Annotated in this window: 14 protein-coding genes; 4 read left to right on the top strand and 10 right to left on the bottom strand. The window is 33.3% G+C overall.

All coding sequences use genetic code 11. The features are described from left to right. Nucleotides 1-193: 193 nt before the first annotated feature. From TX86_RS06915 to TX86_RS06880, 8 genes are all read right to left on the bottom strand, one after another. Complete coding sequence (locus TX86_RS06915; protein ID WP_042347482.1) at nucleotides 194-691, bottom strand: hypothetical protein; 498 nt, start codon at nucleotides 689-691, stop codon at nucleotides 194-196. Nucleotides 692-923: 232 nt separating this feature from the next. Beyond that, nucleotides 924-1367: a peptidylprolyl isomerase gene (locus TX86_RS06910; protein ID WP_042347480.1), complete on the bottom strand. Its 444-nt coding sequence runs from the start codon at nucleotides 1365-1367 to the stop codon at nucleotides 924-926. 430 nt (nucleotides 1368-1797) lie between these two features. Next, nucleotides 1798-2745 carry an MBL fold metallo-hydrolase gene (locus TX86_RS06905; RefSeq protein ID WP_042347478.1) on the bottom strand — a complete coding sequence of 316 codons (948 nt, stop codon included), beginning with the start codon at nucleotides 2743-2745 and terminating at the stop codon, nucleotides 1798-1800. 224 nt (nucleotides 2746-2969) lie between these two features. Further along, complete coding sequence (locus tag TX86_RS06900; RefSeq protein WP_230203586.1) at nucleotides 2970-3866, bottom strand: peptidylprolyl isomerase; 897 nt, start codon at nucleotides 3864-3866, stop codon at nucleotides 2970-2972. Between the two features lie 209 nt (nucleotides 3867-4075). Further along, entirely contained in the window at nucleotides 4076-5491 is a 1416-nt protein-coding gene (locus TX86_RS06895; protein WP_042347476.1) for a sensor histidine kinase, read from the bottom strand. Continuing rightward, complete coding sequence (locus TX86_RS06890; RefSeq protein WP_042350259.1) at nucleotides 5481-6191, bottom strand: response regulator transcription factor; 711 nt, start codon at nucleotides 6189-6191, stop codon at nucleotides 5481-5483. Before TX86_RS06890 ends, TX86_RS06895 begins: the two co-directional genes overlap by 11 nt. Before the next feature lie 160 nt (nucleotides 6192-6351). Continuing rightward, nucleotides 6352-8328 (bottom strand): peptidoglycan D,D-transpeptidase FtsI family protein, encoded by a 1977-nt coding sequence (locus tag TX86_RS06885; protein WP_042347474.1) that lies wholly within the window; start codon nucleotides 8326-8328, stop codon nucleotides 6352-6354. A gap of 8 nt (nucleotides 8329-8336) precedes the next feature. Beyond that, entirely contained in the window at nucleotides 8337-9734 is a 1398-nt protein-coding gene (locus TX86_RS06880; RefSeq protein ID WP_081707590.1) for a S1C family serine protease, read from the bottom strand. Between the two features lie 268 nt (nucleotides 9735-10002). Between TX86_RS06880 and TX86_RS06875 the strand changes: the two genes are divergently transcribed. Next, nucleotides 10003-10572, top strand: a complete 570-nt coding sequence (locus TX86_RS06875; protein WP_042347473.1) for a TetR/AcrR family transcriptional regulator — start codon at nucleotides 10003-10005, stop codon at nucleotides 10570-10572. A 143-nt stretch (nucleotides 10573-10715) separates the two neighbouring features. Next, nucleotides 10716-12101 (top strand): DHA2 family efflux MFS transporter permease subunit, encoded by a 1386-nt coding sequence (locus TX86_RS06870; protein WP_042350257.1) that lies wholly within the window; start codon nucleotides 10716-10718, stop codon nucleotides 12099-12101. A 258-nt stretch (nucleotides 12102-12359) separates the two neighbouring features. On the opposite strand, the gene TX86_RS06865 is transcribed toward TX86_RS06870, so the two are convergent. Further along, nucleotides 12360-12899: a helix-turn-helix domain-containing protein gene (locus tag TX86_RS06865; RefSeq protein WP_042347471.1), complete on the bottom strand. Its 540-nt coding sequence runs from the start codon at nucleotides 12897-12899 to the stop codon at nucleotides 12360-12362. A gap of 322 nt (nucleotides 12900-13221) precedes the next feature. Here TX86_RS06865 and TX86_RS06860 point away from each other — a divergent pair, with 322 nt between their 5' ends. Both TX86_RS06860 and TX86_RS06855 read left to right on the top strand, forming a co-directional pair. Continuing rightward, entirely contained in the window at nucleotides 13222-14001 is a 780-nt protein-coding gene (locus TX86_RS06860) for a DODA-type extradiol aromatic ring-opening family dioxygenase (protein WP_042347469.1), read from the top strand. A 39-nt stretch (nucleotides 14002-14040) separates the two neighbouring features. After that, nucleotides 14041-14466, top strand: coding sequence for a DoxX family protein (locus tag TX86_RS06855; RefSeq protein WP_042347467.1), 426 nt, complete (start codon nucleotides 14041-14043; stop codon nucleotides 14464-14466). 123 nt (nucleotides 14467-14589) lie between these two features. Here the strand turns inward: TX86_RS06855 and TX86_RS06850 are convergent, their stop codons facing one another. Further along, nucleotides 14590-16296: a DUF2339 domain-containing protein gene (locus tag TX86_RS06850; RefSeq protein WP_042347465.1), complete on the bottom strand. Its 1707-nt coding sequence runs from the start codon at nucleotides 16294-16296 to the stop codon at nucleotides 14590-14592. Between the last annotated feature and the right edge of the window lie 44 nt (nucleotides 16297-16340).

The raw sequence follows: 16340 nt of genomic DNA, 5'->3' as shown, positions 1-16340 counted from the left end.
ATTCTCTTTTGAAATTAATTCAGCTTGTTTTAATTCAGGTGAATTATACCATTCGGTAATGTACTGTAAAGAATATTTACAATAAAATATGGATTTCATTAAGATATAGGGATAGAAAATCCCTTTATTTATAAGGTTTTTGAACACATAACAAAAATAATAACAATTAAAAAAAGCATCATAATCGATGCTTTTAAAAAGTAATTTCTAATATGTCTTTAATTTCTCCAAATAATTCAGGATATTTTTCTTTAGAAATAAGGGTAATTTGTTCTATCTCAGGATCTTGGAACTGGACAATTCCATCTTTGTAGATACTAATTGGATAAACCATATCATCCATTGTCTCACTATTAGATAATATAAAAGTATATCTGTCTTGACGATTAAGTGCTTTAATTTGTTCTGCTAATTCTTTATCGGATGGTTTGGTTACTTTCATACCATCTATTTTATTAATAAACTCTTTAATTTTTTTGTTATCATTAATAGTTGTACTCGTTGATTCAGAAAATGATGCATTTCCCTTTGCTCCTTGTACATATAAAAAAGAATACTCATTTACATGAGGTATATTAATTGTAGTTAATACATTTTTCTCCCGATTATTCTCATTTCCCCTATCACTCGCACACCCACTCAAAAAAACAGCTGAAATTATAACAATTAATACTAGCTTTAAACCTTTCAAAATTTCTCCCCCTATATTTCTTTAGCAATAAATTAAATACTATAAATTATATTAACATAAACAAAAAAGAGACATATGCAATACTGCCTCAAATGGTAAGCAAGTATTATTCATTTTTAGTTCTTACCTATTTAACTATTTTCGAATTAGCCATGCATAAGATTACAGTCACATTCCATAATTTTATAAACAAAAAAAGAAGCAGGATTTCATCCTACTTCTTCTCAACTAATTACTCTTCCCAAACTTTTACTTCTTTCATTACATCACCTTGTTTGATGTAAAGAACTGTATCGATATCTTCTGCATTCACTTGACCGAATACAGTATGAACTCCATCTAAATGTGGTTGTGCTTCATGAACGATAAAGAATTGGCTTCCACCAGTATCTTTACCAGCATGAGCCATTGATAAAGCACCTGCAACGTGCTTATGTGGGTTTCCAGCAGTTTCACATTTTATTGAATAGCCAGGGCCACCCATACCATTTCCGTGTGGGCATCCGCCTTGAGCTACGAATCCTGGAATAACACGGTGGAAATTTAACCCGTTATAGAATCCTTCGTCAGCTAATTTTTTAAAGTTAGCTACTGTTCCTGGTGCTTCATTTGGGAAGAATTCGATGTTGATAACTCCTCCGTTTTCCATTGTAATACGTCCTAAAGTTTTAGTCATGTTATGTCTTCCTTTCCTTTGTTTATGATAATATGTAACCTGTTCTAGCATTGACATGATTTGATTTCTTATTATCAAAAAATCTATTTTATTTTACCATTGATTTGCCCAAAGTTAAAATGTCTTCTCTCTATTTTTTAAAAAATATAAAGAATACGTTAGCATTCCCCATATCCATCCTATAACATTTACTTACTCACTACATTTTAAAAGGTTTATTAGGATATCATTACAACTAATATTTTCTTTGTTCATGTTGAATAGCTAGTGCTTCGACATGCATTTAACGAGCCTGATATAGGTAATTAATTATCACATATTAGTTGAAGAGATGTTTCAGGAAAAGCTTGAGCTTTATGTGGAGCTAATAGCGGATAATCTGATAACCATTGTGAAATACTTTTCTTCCTGCTATCATTTTCCCTTTCAACTATAATTCTGAGTAATGCCAAACTCCTTCTTTTTTCTCTTTCTTTATTTTATTACATAGCTCTAAATAGTCTATATGACCAATAATTTCAGACATAACTAAGCTAAATTCAGTCCTATACTTATCTTTATAAAAGCTTCGAGCAATTTCGCTTGCTGTTGTCATACCTTCCTTTATTAGGCTTAATATTTGCTCAGATTTTTGATGAATTCTCTCGATTCTATGATGAATTAGTTCTTTAGGATTTTTGATAATTCGTCCGTGCCCTGAGTATACCGTATTTATATCAAGTTCTAAGCATTTCTGAAGAGATTGCAAGTATTCATTTATTGTAAGAATTCTATTTCCTTGACGGTCTGGTTCTACGATTGCATTACTAGAAATATGCCCAACAAGATGGTCTCCCCCAAATAGATTTTGAGTTTCTGGTTGGAGTAAAACGACATGATCGGGTGAATGACCAGGTGTTTCAATAACTTGCAACCCTGATACTATATCACCTTCTACAATTGGATGAATGTCTCCTTGAATCTTAAATCTTTCTTTACTATTCATCGCTTTTCTTAATTTTCCAACATGCTCTCTTCCCTCTTCACCACATCCCATTTCACGATATAGTTGGTCAAAGAAATCAATTCTAAGAGAAAAATAATCCTTATCTCGTTTTAAACGAATAATCGATTCTTCATGGGCATAAATCGGTACATTTTTTATTGAGGTTATTCGATTTACCAATCCTGTATGATCTTCATGATTATGAGTGAGAATGATTCGAGTTATATCGTGAACACTTAATCCATTTTCATTTAAAGTTCTGTTGAAATATTCCCAACATTCGTCAATATTTATACCCGCATCAATCAATGTTAATTCATTTTCCTCCTGAACTAAATAAAAATTAAAACTTCTTAATGAGTATTTAGTAGGTACAATAATTGGATGAATCATTTACACTCACGTCCTTTTAATAGAATTTAATTGTATTATAAATATAACATTAATTACCTAATACTTTGGTAATTAACACCTTCAATACATGAAAAAACCGCTTGGATAATTTCCAAGCGGTTTAATTGGTTATTTACAGTATAAGAATCTATGTGAAATTGTTTGTAATTAGAAGCTTGTCCCACACCTGTATACTAGGTTAAAGAGTATGCAACATTTCTATATTATTCTTCATCTTTCGCTAATGAATTTTGAATATCATATTTCTTCTTTGTCTTTTCTAACCATGTTGGATATTCTGTATTTAACTTCTCATCAAACAATGCTTTTTTTACTTCTTCTTTATGATCTTCGTATTTTGCTTCTTTTGCTTCTTTTTTACCTGTTACTTTAATAATATGGTAGCCATAATCTGTTTTGACTGGCTCACTAATTTCGCCTACTTTAGTAGCAAAAGCAACTTTTTCGAAAGCTTCTACCATATCACCTTTCCCAAAGTAACCTAATTCTCCACCTTTTTCAGCATTACTAGTATCTGTAGAGTATTCCTTCGCTAATTTAGCAAAGTCTTCTCCAGCATCTAATTTTTTCTTTACTTCTTTCGCTTTCGCTTCATCTTCTACAAGAATATGACTAGCTTCAACTTGCTCTTTTTGAGCAAAAGAATCTTTATTTTCTTCAAAGTACTCTTTCATTTCTTTATCAGTGATTTTAATAGAAGGTTTTAAGATTTTTTCTACTTTTAAGAAGTTTTCAATATCTGTTTTGAAGTATTCAAGCGTAATTCCACTTTGTTTAAGTGCTGAATTAAACGCATCTTCACCACCATATGATTCAATAAATGACTTAAGCTCTTTATCAATTTCTTTATCAGAAACTTTGATATCCTTCTTTTTCGCTTCAAGTTCAATTACTTTGTTATTGATTAATGTATCAACGACGGTTGTTCCACCTTGCTTAACAAGAATGTTATATACCTCTTCTTTAGTTATATCTTCACCATTAACACTTGCCACAGCATCTTTCTTTGAAAAAGCTGAACCAACGACTACTGCTAGCACTATTACAACAACCGCACCAATAGCAAGCATGAATTTCTTATTTTTCATCTTTTCTACCATTCGTTTCCCTCCACAAATCGTTCCTTCAATAAGGTATATATTTATATTAACGTGAAAATGTTAACAAAGTGTTACCAAATGTTAAAAAAACTACGTACATCTTATTTCCAAACAATTAAAAAAAAGGCTATCCGAAAAGTGATATTCCCTCGCTTCTCGAACGCCCTTTTACGCTTTTTTTATCATTCAAAATTGGTTTCAATTTAATTTCATTCTTCTTTACTTTTATATGGAAAATGAATTGTAAACTTTGTACCTTGTCCTTCTCGACTGGTTACTTCAATATGTCCTTCATGCATACTAACTAATTGTTGTACAATCGATAACCCTAATCCAAATTCTCCATATGGATTTGTTGTACGTGAAATATCAGCTTTATAGAAACGTCGCCAAATATTTTGAATTTGAGCAGGGTCCATACCGATACCAGTATCTTCAATTTCGATTACAATTTCATTTGGTTCAGCTCGACCACGCAGCCAAATCGTTCCATTTTCAGTGAATTGTATACTGTTCTTCGTTATATTAATGATAATTTGTGTTAAACGATCATAATCAGCATATATAAATACATCATCATTGACCTCTACAATAATTGTATTATTTTTATCCTCTGCAAGAATATCTAATTGATCTTTAATAACATCAAGCACTTCAAATAATTGAATATTTTCTTTAAATAGCTTTACTTGATTAGAACGGATTTTTTCATAATCTAAGTTTTCATTTACAAGACGTATTAATCGTTTTGTTTCTTTACTTACTAAGTTAATACCCTTCTCCTTCTCTACTTCTGGAATCATATCATTTCGAATTCCTTCAATAACACCACTGATTGTCGTTAAAGGCGTTCTTAATTCGTGCGAAACATCTGCCATAAACTGTCGGCGACGATTTTCTAATGATTCAATTTCATCATTAGACGTATTTAATTTTTCTACCATTTTATTAAAATCCTCTGCAAGCTCACCAATTTCATCAAAGTTTGACGAAGGAATCTGTACAGAATAATCGCCAGCAGCAACTAAAGATGTCGCTTCTTGAATTCTCTTAATACGATTTACATGAAATTTAGAAAGGAACCAACTTAATAAAATAGAAACAACAAGTGCAATTAAGACAGTGTAAAATAAATATCTATTTATTTCTGAAATCATTTCCCTTGAACCGCTAATTGGCGATGTTAATAATATCCCACCAATAAACTTATCATTTTGGAAATACGGAAGCAGAACGAAAGTAACCCCTTGATCAAAACGTCTATATTCTTGGTTTTTTATTACTGTAACACCCTTTTTAATATCATTCCATTCTTCATCTGTTAATTTAAGCGTTATAAGTCCACCCGAAGAAAAAGTGATTTCGCTACTTTTATTAAAAATGTGATATTGAATTTGTCTACCCGCTAATACATGACGATATTCGTTTAACTCATCCGTACCGTAACCATACGAACGACTAACATCATTTAATATATTTTCCCCATAAGAAATTAACTCTTCTGCTTTATTTTTATACACTAAACTTTCCATATATTGTCCGAACATTAAACTAAGCACTGCGAAGGCTACTACGATAATACTTATATGGCTTATTAATTGTTGGTAAATATATTTAATTTTCATGTGACTCAACCGGTGTTTCATCGAACTTATACCCTACACCCCAAACGGTATGAAAGAACGGCTGCTGACTTGTTCCAATTTTATTTCGTAATCTTTTAATATGTACATCGACTGTTCGTTCATCACCATAGTATTGATAGCTCCAAACTCTCTCTAATAATTGATCACGTGAGAACACTTGCTTTGGATGTTGTACAAAAAAATAAAGCAAATCAAATTCCTTTGGTGTTAAGTTTGTAACAGGTTCTCCGTTAATAACAACTTCTCTCGTATTTTTATTCACTTTGAAAGATTCTGTTTTAATAACACCTTTTTCAACATTTTCTTTTGGTGCTGTTGTTTGGTAACGACGAGTGACCGCTTTAATACGAGCCATTAAAGCGAGTGGACTGAAAGGCTTTGTCACATAGTCGTCTGCACCCATTTCTAATCCAAGCACTTGATCTGATTCACTATCTTTTGCAGTTAGCATAATAATAGGCACAGTGCTTTTTTCTTCTCTAATCTTTCGACAAATGGTCACACCATCCATATCAGGCAACATCCAATCTATTATTAAAACATCCCAGTTCCCTTGTTGATACTTCTTATATCCTTCTAACCCATTTGCTTCGAAGACACCTTCTATTCCTTCTTTCGCAAAAAACATTTCAAGCATGGAAGAGACGCTTTCATTATCTTCTATTACTAATATTTTCATCATTATCGCTCTCCTATTCAAAAGAAGTATTTTATTTAAAAAATGATATGTAATAATTATTCATTATAACATTTCAACAAATACTTCAACATAGCCTTACCTTATTCTGATTTAGTACAAAAAGAGGTTGAGAAAAAAACATTTTTGCTCAACCTCTTTACTATTCATTTGTTGATTGTGAACGACCGAAGTACTCATCCATTATTTTTCTACCGATGTTTTTATTAATCGAACTGCTATCATGATCAACTGTTGGAACAACGACAGAAATAGCGATTTCTGGATTTTCATACGGTGCATATGCGACTAATGTTAAGTTATAATCATAGCCACCTTTTCCATCATATACTTGTGCTGTTCCTGTTTTTCCGGCAGGCTTATATGGTGCGTTCCCAAAATAATTCGTTGCCGTCCCTTGACTACCACTCATTACTTGACGAAATCCTTCTTGCACCCGTTCTATTTCTTTTTGATCCATATCAATTTTATTTAACAATTTAGGTGTGAATGTATCAAGCAATTCACTATCTGCAAAAGAAGTTTCATTCGCTTTACGAACCTCTTTCAGAAAATGCGGCTGCATTCGTTTCCCATCATTTGCAATTGTTGAAACATATTGAGCTAACTGCAATGGAGTATACGTATCAAATTGACCGATAGCAAGGTCCATTAAATTCCCTAGTTTTTGCACACCACCATTATAACCTGTTGCTTCCTTTGGTAAATCAATGCCTGTTGCCGCTCCAAGACCAAATTGAGCAAAATATTTTCTCATCTTTGAATAAGCAAGTTCAGGATTTTTAAAACCTGATTTCGTATCATAATCATATTGACCAATTGCCATCGCAATATGAAACATATACACATTAGAGGATCGTTCAAGTGCTTTTAAATCATTAATGATACCCATATTCGTATATGACTTCTTCGTTGGAGTTCCCTTTAATTTAATAGGTGCATCCAAGAAAGTTGAACCAGGCTTTATTACACCTGCCTCATAACCCGTTAATACGGTAGCTCCTTTTACTGCTGATCCCATAGCATATGCATTATAAACAGCACCATACGTTTCATCCTTAATGGTAGCTCCTTCACGCGTCTTCCCAGCCATTGATAGTATTTCACCAGTATTTGGATTCATCATGACAACATATGCACCATCAGCAGTTGGCTCTTTCTTAAGCTCATCTTCTATGATTTTTTCAACCTTTTGTTGCAAATCCATATCAATCGTTAAAACAATGTTTTTACCTGGCTCACCTGATTTAACTTTTGATTGACTCGTATATACTCCTTGACGATTCTTCTCATACACTTGCTCTTCCTTTTGACCACGCAGGAGCTGTTCGTATTGTAGCTCTAGAAAACTTTTACCTACCGTATCATCTAAATCATAACCATTAGCACGATATACCTCTGATTTCTCCGCTGGTATTTGAGCTATATTCCCAAATATTTGTCTAAAGGTATCTCCATATGGATATTTTCGTTTTGAATCTAGTTTTACTTCAATTCCTGGCAAGCTATCCAAATTTTCATTAACTTTTGCTATTTCTTCTGTTGTTAAACCTTCTTTAATCCGACTTGCAGAAGCAACATCTTGACTCATTTTGCTTTTAATTGTATATATTTGCATCTCTTGATTCGTTATTGAATTCAACTCATCATCAGTAATTCGTTTCAACAATAATCGATATTCTTCATCATCGTCTAGTTTCTCACGCTCAGCATTGGTCACTTTCGCTCTCGCTTCTTCTTCATGCAATTGAATCCAATAATCTTTCTTATCTCGATCTTTCACTTCGGATGTATCAATTGTAATCAAATTAGCTAATTTTTTAGCTGTTTTAAGAAGCGATGAATTTGAATCATCTTCAGGTTTGGCGTAAGTCAATGTATATACAGGTTCATTCTCTACTACAACCCGCCCCTCGCGATCATACATTTTACCACGAGGAGCATTCCATTTATACGTTGTTGTTGTAGTTGCTTTCGTTTCTTCACTGTACTCTTCGCCTTTGACAATTTGAACGAATCCAAGCCGAAGAATCAAGCTAGCAAACATAAGAAATATAACGAAAAATAATAGGTTCAATCGAAATTTAGAAGCAATTTGACGCTTTTCTTTCTTCTTCATAGTTACTTTTAGCTTGTTGGACCACTATTGCTTGTTAATGTTAAAGACACTGTTTTCAAGCTACCTTGACGATAAATTTTCAAAGTTGCTTTATCTCCCACTTTTAAGTTTGTATATAAATACTTTCTGAATTCCGTTGAACTTTTTACATCTTGACCGTTAATCGACACAATAACGTCTTGAACTTGTAAACCAGCTTTACCAGCAGCTGAATTTTGATCAACACTCGTTACCATTACTCCGCCCTCAACATTTTGAGGCAAGTTTTGTAAATAGTAACTTGGTATTTCATCTAGACTCGCTAAGCCAATACCTACGTATGGACGATCGACTTTACCATTTTTTATAATTTCATTAATGATAGGAACTACATCATTACTTGGAATCGCAAAACCAAGACCTTCTACACCGTTTTGAGAGATTTTTAGGCTATTAATACCAATTACTTGACCAGCAGTATTTAGTAGTGCTCCACCACTATTACCTGCATTAATTGCTGCATCTGTTTGTAATACGTTCATTGCCCATTCACCAGCTGAAGTAGAAACTGATACAGAACGATCTAGGGCACTAATAATTCCTTGCGTTACAGATCTAGAGAAATCTAGACCTAAAGGATTTCCGATTGCTGCCACTTGTTCACCAACACGTAATGCTGATGAATCTCCAAAGCTTAAGGTTGATTTAGCATATTTAGCATCGATAGTTAGTACTGCTAAGTCACTTAATGCATCTGTTCCAATTAATTGTGCCTTTGTTTTTTCTCCACTTTCTAGTGAAATTTCAATTTCTGTAGCATTTTCAATAACGTGATTATTCGTTACGATATAGGCATATTTATTATCTTTCTTAAAGATTACACCTGAGCCAGATCCTGTTTCCACACCCTCATCAGAACTATTACCTTGCTGACCTCGTTGTCCTTGCTGACCTTCTTGAGGTAAAAAGAAATTGTTTTGTTGAGCTTGTTGAATGTTTACAACTCCGACAATAGCAGGCAATGCTTTCTCAACCATATCGGCAAGATTGGAAGTCGCTGTTGATGTTTGTTGAACCTTAACTGGTCCAGTATCTTTTGCGCTACTGATTGCTTGTTCTGTCTGATTGGTAGGTTGATTAATCCACTCAGGATAATCTGTAAATGGCAAGATCGATAATGTTAAAACCGAACCAATAACCCCCGCACTTATCGTTTTCATCCAACCTTTTGATTTACCTGATTTAGGCTTTCGTTGTTGAGGTGGTGTAGTAGACTCTTTTTTAACTTCTTCATTAATAACGATTTTTTCTGGCTCATTATTCATTTCTTCTTTTATTGTAGACTCCTCTTGTACCGTCTCCATTTCATTTGTGTTTTTATCATTGTTAAATTCTTGTTCAGAATGTTCTTTATTAAAATCTTTCATTGTAAGTACCTCCTATGTAATTCGAATTATCTTTAACTTTTTCTTAATTACATCATAGTCCTTAGTTGTGAATAAATTATTAACAAACTTTTAATATAGTAAAAAGAATTATGTAAAAAATAAAAAACCGAAACAGGTGCTTTATGATTGATGCATTTACTTTTTGTAAGTTAACAATCTTGACATATAATCACGCTTCCTTTAGACTTAATCAGTCTAAGAATTTATCTAGACCAGTCGTTATAATTCAATTCAAGGAGTAATGTGCATGAGTAACAAACGAGACTCTCGTGAAAGTATACTTGAAGCAGCTTCTCGCCTTTTTAACTTACAAGGCTACCATGCTACAGGCTTAAATCAAATATTAAAAGAAAGTGGCGCACCCAAAGGTTCTTTATATTATCATTTTCCAAATGGTAAAGAGCAGCTTGCTATAGAAGCCGTACAGTCTATGAGCCAAATCATTAAAACTGATACAAAAGAGAAACTAGCATTATACTCTGATCCAGTAGAAGCATTTCAGCATTTAATTCAAGAACTTTCCGCTCTTTTTGATCGAATTGATGAACTTGAAGGTGTTCCGATCGGTTTACTTGCTGCAGAAACCTCATTAAAAAGTGAGCCTTTACGAAAAGCCTGTCAAAGTGCATTCGAGGGAATTGAAGCGATTTATGCTCAGAAGTTAATTAAAAATGGATATACTGAAGAACGAGCAAACGACATTAGTATTGTAATTAGCTCCATGATTGAAGGTAGTATTACCCGTTCACTTACAAATAAAAATGGGCAACCCCTTCTCCTTATGTCTGAAAGTATCCCTTTATTATTGAAGAGATAGCTTAAAAAAGCTATTTCTTTTCATTACAAACAAATTATATAGACTGGTCTAATTAATACGATGAATATGAGAGGAGAAATTTTTTGAGCACTAACAATCAAGCTACAACTCTAGAGAAGAAACAAATAAAAACAGGCCCCATCATGATTGCCTTAATGATGAGTGGATTCATTGGCTTATTTAGTGAAACAGCACTAAATATGGCCTTTACTAATATTATGACTGAATTTGGAATTGAACCGTCAGCCGTGCAATGGTTAACAACTGGCTATCTACTCGTTCTAGGAATTTTAGTACCAGTATCAGGTCTTCTACTTCAATGGTTTACAACGAGACAGTTATTTATAGCATCCCTTGTGTTCTCTATTCTTGGAACATTGGTAGCAGCTTTTTCTTTCAACTTTGAATTATTATTATCTGCTCGTGTTATACAAGCAATTGGAACAGGTCTACTTTTACCACTTATGACAAATGTTATTTTGGTGATATTCCCACCTCATAAACGTGGTTCGGCTATGGGTACAATGGGACTTGTCATTATGTTTGCCCCAGCGCTTGGGCCGACCATTTCTGGATTAATCGTTGATAGCTTAGGATGGCAATGGATTTTCTGGATTTGTCTACCTCTACTTATATTTGCTTTAGGCTTTGGAATTGTATTTATGCAAAACGTTTCAACGATTACAAAACCAAAAATCGATATTCTTTCTATCATTCTTTCAACTATTGGATTTGGAGGAATTGTCTACGGCTTTAGTTCTGCAGGAGAAGGAACGGGTGGGTGGACACATTCTACCGTCATTATTTCTATTACAGTAGGTGTTGTAGGTCTAATTCTATTCTCATTACGTCAAATGAAAATGGAACAACCAATGATTAACTTACGAGTATTCAAATATCCATTATTCTCACTTGCTGTAGTAATGGTATTTGTTGCAATGATGATTATTTTAGCTTCATCTATTCTTTTACCAATGTATTTAAAAGGTGGGCTAGCTCTTACTGCTTTTGCAGCAGGTCTTGTATTATTGCCTGGTGGTATAGTGAATGGAATTATGTCTCCGATTTGCGGAAAGTTATTTGATAAGTATGGTCCGAAATGGCTTGTTATTCCTGGGTTTATCTTAACAACAATTATGAGCTTTTTCTTATCAAGAATCACTACTTCTACAGAAGCCATAATCATCATTCTGTTCCACACTGTATTATTTATTGGAATTGCCTTAATTATGATGCCAGCACAAACAAATGGTTTGAATCAATTGCCAAGGAAATATTATCCTGACGGTTCTGCTGTTATGAACACATTAAACCAAATTGCTGGTGCAATTGGAACAGCTATTGCTATTAGCATCATGTCATCAGGTCAACAAAACTATATAGCAGATGCAACTGATCCTGCTAATCCACTAGTATTAGCAGAATCTCTCGTAGCAGGTATTCAAAATGCCTTCTTATTTGCTTTTGTTGCTTCAGTTATTGGTTTAATTATTGCTTTCTTTATTAAAAGAGCAGATGTACTTGAATAGCTGAAATTAAGAAAAACCGTCACCGGTCTTTTTTGATTGATGTTTATGCTTCTTGGGCTACTCCAAATCAAAAAAGAGCTATGCGGCAGAAATAAGGCGAACTGTTCTTGAAAACCCTCTTTTGGTTTTCGAAACAGATTGGCTTATTTTCGAGCATAGCAGGTGTAAGGTTAGACGACGCTAAAATAATATACTTTCTTATCTTTTAAAAAAGGTGGAGAAAAACAACTCGTTTTCCTCCACCTTTTTCGTTTACTTTTACAATATGTCACTAAGCTCCGCATCTGAATAGACAGAAATTAACACAACTGCTTTTGTATCACCAATATTTTTGACGTAATGTGGTACACTTGCATTCCAACTGAAAGAATCCCCTTCTTCAACAACTACCGAATCTTCTCCCTGTTCTGCTAATATTTTGCCTTCTAAAACTAAATGACATTCTTCTCCTTGATGTGCATTTGGCTCCCCTATAGAAGTACCCGGAGGTAATTCCACAATCATCATTTTTAAGCCTGCTCTTGAAGTTAAATGTTCAACCTTTAAACCATTAAATGAAGAATTTGTTCTTGAATCTTTTCTTACAACCCTCATATGTTGTTCCTTTTCTAACAACAAATAAGATAAAGGAACCTTCAAAAAGCTAGCAATTGTTTGCAACGTATTTATGGATGGAGAAGTGTTGTTATTCTCAACATTGCTGACAAACCCTTTTGAAAGCCCTGTTGATTCACACATTTGTGCAATAGTAATTTTCTTTCGTTTTCGTATAGTACGAATTTTTGAGCCAATATCCAACTTAACCACCTCAAATGTTTCCTAATAGAGAATATATTTCTATAATAGCAAAAAAAGTATTGACAATCTAACTATATTTTTGTTATCTTTTAAAAAACAAATATTCACATAAGAAAACAAATTACCTAAGTTTCAGGTTTTTATTTTTCTTTATAAGTTTCTTAATATGAATATTATATTCTTTTAAGAATACTTTCTGCATTTGAATTAGAAGAGGATGTGATTATTAATAGATTAATGTAGAAATTTTTAATCGAGGCAACAAGAAAACTGTAAATCATATACAAAAAATAATTGTTTTAAATACAAGGAGGTAATAATCTTGATACCATCTTATTTTATCGCTCATGGAGCACCACTATTAGCAATAGAAACTAACGAATACACACAATTTTTAAAAGATTTAGGTCGCTCTATACCGAGACCTCAAGCCATAGTTCTTTTTTCAGCTCATTGGGAATCAACAATTCAACATGTAAGTGATGTTGATCAATATAGTACCATTTATGATTTTGGAGGTTTTCCAGAGGCTTTATATACTATTCAATATCCGGCCATTGGGAAAAGTTCAATTACTAAAGAAATTGAAGAATTATTCCATACTCAAGGTGTACCGTTTAAAAAAGAAACAAATCGAGGTTTAGATCATGGAGCATGGGTTGTTCTTAGAGAACTATATCCGAATGCTGATATTCCTGTAATTGCAATGTCTGTAAATCCTACTCTATCACCAAAAGAACAATTTAAAATTGGGCAATCCTTATCGTCTCTTCGAGAAAAAGATGTACTTATTATTGGAAGTGGAGGAACCGTACATAACCTTCGCGCATTAAAATGGGAAGACAATGGAGAAGTTGAAACATGGGCACTTGCTTTTGATGAATGGTTAGAGAAACATTTAACAAATTGGGATACTGAATCCCTATTTGACTATTATTCTTTAGCACCAACAGCCGATATGGCTGTTCCTGCTTATGCTAAGGAACACTTTGTTCCAATCTTTTATGCTATGGGTGCAGCTAATAACGAACCAAAAGCAACTTTATTACATCGCAGCTATCGCTATGGCACTTTAAGTCATAGTGTATGGCAATTTGGATGATAACTAAATAAAATGAACTAATGGGGAGAAATATAATAAATGATTAATAAATTTGAAGTAAGCACATTAATTTTACGGTTAATATTAGGGATTACATTTTTTATTCATGGCTTAGCAAAATTCCAAGATGGAATTGAGAATATAGTTGGTTGGTTTGAGAGCATTGGTTTACCAGGATTTATGGCATATGGAGTTGGTCTAATTGAACTTGTTGGTGGAATTGCATTAGTGATTGGGTTAGGCAGTAGATTTGTGTCGGCACTATTTATTGTATTAATGGCAGGAGCAATATTGAAGGTAAAACTAGCAGCCGGTTTTTTAGGTAATGGACAAGGTGCAGGTTATGAATTAGATATCGCTTTATTAGCACTGGCCATTTTTATAATGATAAATGGAAGTCAGATGTTAGCATTAGATTCAATCATTTTTAAAAAGAAAAAAAGTGAAAGTAAAATAGTAGCTTAATATTTTTACATTTTGATAACAAGACCCACTTTCGCCATCAGAATATCCATACTTATAGGCAGCCGAGAAAGTGAACTTCACTCACTTTTCGGCTGCCTAAATGATGGCTAGCACTATAAAATTCTATTTCTTTATAAAAAACAGTCTTGAAATCCCCACTCCAATACTACCAATAATTAAGAAAAGAATAGCTCGAATTGTCATGCTTACTGTTTGTAAATCAATAAAGAATAATTTCCCTACCGTAATAAACAGAACAGCTAAACCGATATAAATAATCTCATTTTTTGAGAAAAGATTATGAACCTTTGTAGTCCGTCCAAACCCTATTGTACATGATGCGTATACCATCCATATAAATGAAACGATAACCTGATTCACATCCCAGTCATTTGTAACAGCATAACCTATTTTCGTTAATGTAACGAAAACAATACACATAATACCATAAACAAATAGCTGAAATCTCATTTTCGACTTTGCTAATACTTTTTTTCCCATCTTATAAAAAATAACAAGTAAAGTAGCGTTTAAGATTATATGAGCGAGTACGATTGTCGATGCTAAATGTGTAATAGGTGTTTCAATTGTTGGTACAGCGCCAATTATATAAAGAACGCTCCCGATAATGACCTTATATTTATTCTTCAATATATAACCTAAATACATGGCAATGAAGCCTTGTATTAATAGTAGAAGAATCTGACTATCTCCATCGAATTCACGCGTAATAATACTAGCTACTGAGAGCATTACTAATGCAAATGCAACATTAGATACTAGCATTTTTTTATCTTTTCTCAAGCTTATAAACACCATTATTAGAAAAGCTATACTCGCCACTAAAAGACTTGTTGTTACATATTGGTCTAGTCCACGTATCAACATGATGAGGAATACTCCATTGATCGCAAAAATACCAAGTCTCTGATTAACAATATAAGAATCCTCTTTACTAAAATGCATATATAATCCTATTTGCCAAATGCTATAAACAACACTTAACTCTAGATTTAATGAAGCAAAAGGTGAAAAAATCAAGAATGTACCTATTACAACTTGAGCAACCGTATATGCTGTTACATATAAAATCTTATAAAGCTTATATTTAGCATAAAATAACAACGAAAACGTTAATAACATTTCATATCCTAAGAACACATACACATTTGGTTCAGTGCTATTAATTAAAAATGGAACGAAAAACGCCCCTACTGAAACAAATATTGCTAAATACTCTGATTTATGTCGGTTAGAAATATAAATTCCACCTATGATCCATAAAATATTCAAAATAAATGCAATTGAAGCTGGTATATATGCGTATAAATAATGGGCTGCAAATGTTGTAATAACAATGGCTGCAACACTTCCACCTAAAAGCACTAACCCTAGTCTATGGCGCTTCGCCTTAATTTGTCTTTCTCCAACAAAGAACAAGATTATTGTCAAAATAAAACCAAAGGCAATTCGCATTGGCGGTTGCAATAAACCAGTATCTATTCCTGCTTTAAATAACCAAACAACTCCGAGCATCATAATCCCCACAAATATTCTCGGCAACCACGTTTGACAGAATCGAAGTAAATCGAATGATTCTTTCTCCTCCTCCTTACGTTGGACAACCTGCGTTACTACATCTATGGACTGCTGAGGCATGGATTGTTCTTCATGAACTGGTTTAACAATCACTTCTTGTTGTTTCATCTTCGTTTCTTCAACCTGAACCGCTTCACACTTTTGCTCTTTTAACTGTACTAATACTTCATTTAAAGTTACAATGGTTTGCTCAATATTTTGAATTTTCCTTTCAAGTTCATCACTTTTCAATTATGCTCCCTCCTTTGCGTATCATTTACCCAATTCAATCTAAC

The sequence above is a fragment of the Bacillus massiliigorillae genome (assembly GCF_000380245.2).
GTDB classification, from domain to species: domain Bacteria; phylum Bacillota; class Bacilli; order Bacillales; family DSM-1321; genus Bacillus_AD; species Bacillus_AD massiliigorillae.
The sequence above is the reverse complement of the archived record's forward strand: the minus strand, read 5'-3'. Positions and strand labels throughout refer to the sequence as shown.

Excerpts from the sequence above, each read along its gene's own strand:
- TX86_RS06910 (WP_042347480.1), bottom strand. The coding sequence starts at position 1,367 with ATGACTAAAACTTTAGGACGTATTACAATGGAAAACGGAGGAGTTATC.
- TX86_RS06870 (WP_042350257.1), top strand. The coding sequence starts at position 10,716 with ATGATTGCCTTAATGATGAGTGGATTCATTGGCTTATTTAGTGAAACA.
- TX86_RS06875 (WP_042347473.1), top strand. The coding sequence starts at position 10,003 with ATGAGTAACAAACGAGACTCTCGTGAAAGTATACTTGAAGCAGCTTCT.
- TX86_RS06905 (WP_042347478.1), bottom strand. The coding sequence starts at position 2,745 with ATGATTCATCCAATTATTGTACCTACTAAATACTCATTAAGAAGTTTT.
- TX86_RS06900 (WP_230203586.1), bottom strand. The coding sequence starts at position 3,866 with ATGGTAGAAAAGATGAAAAATAAGAAATTCATGCTTGCTATTGGTGCG.
- TX86_RS06880 (WP_081707590.1), bottom strand. The coding sequence starts at position 9,734 with ATGAAAGATTTTAATAAAGAACATTCTGAACAAGAATTTAACAATGAT.
- TX86_RS06895 (WP_042347476.1), bottom strand. The coding sequence starts at position 5,491 with ATGAAAATTAAATATATTTACCAACAATTAATAAGCCATATAAGTATT.
- TX86_RS06890 (WP_042350259.1), bottom strand. The coding sequence starts at position 6,191 with ATGAAAATATTAGTAATAGAAGATAATGAAAGCGTCTCTTCCATGCTT.
- TX86_RS06855 (WP_042347467.1), top strand. The coding sequence starts at position 14,041 with ATGATTAATAAATTTGAAGTAAGCACATTAATTTTACGGTTAATATTA.
- TX86_RS06885 (WP_042347474.1), bottom strand. The coding sequence starts at position 8,328 with ATGAAGAAGAAAGAAAAGCGTCAAATTGCTTCTAAATTTCGATTGAAC.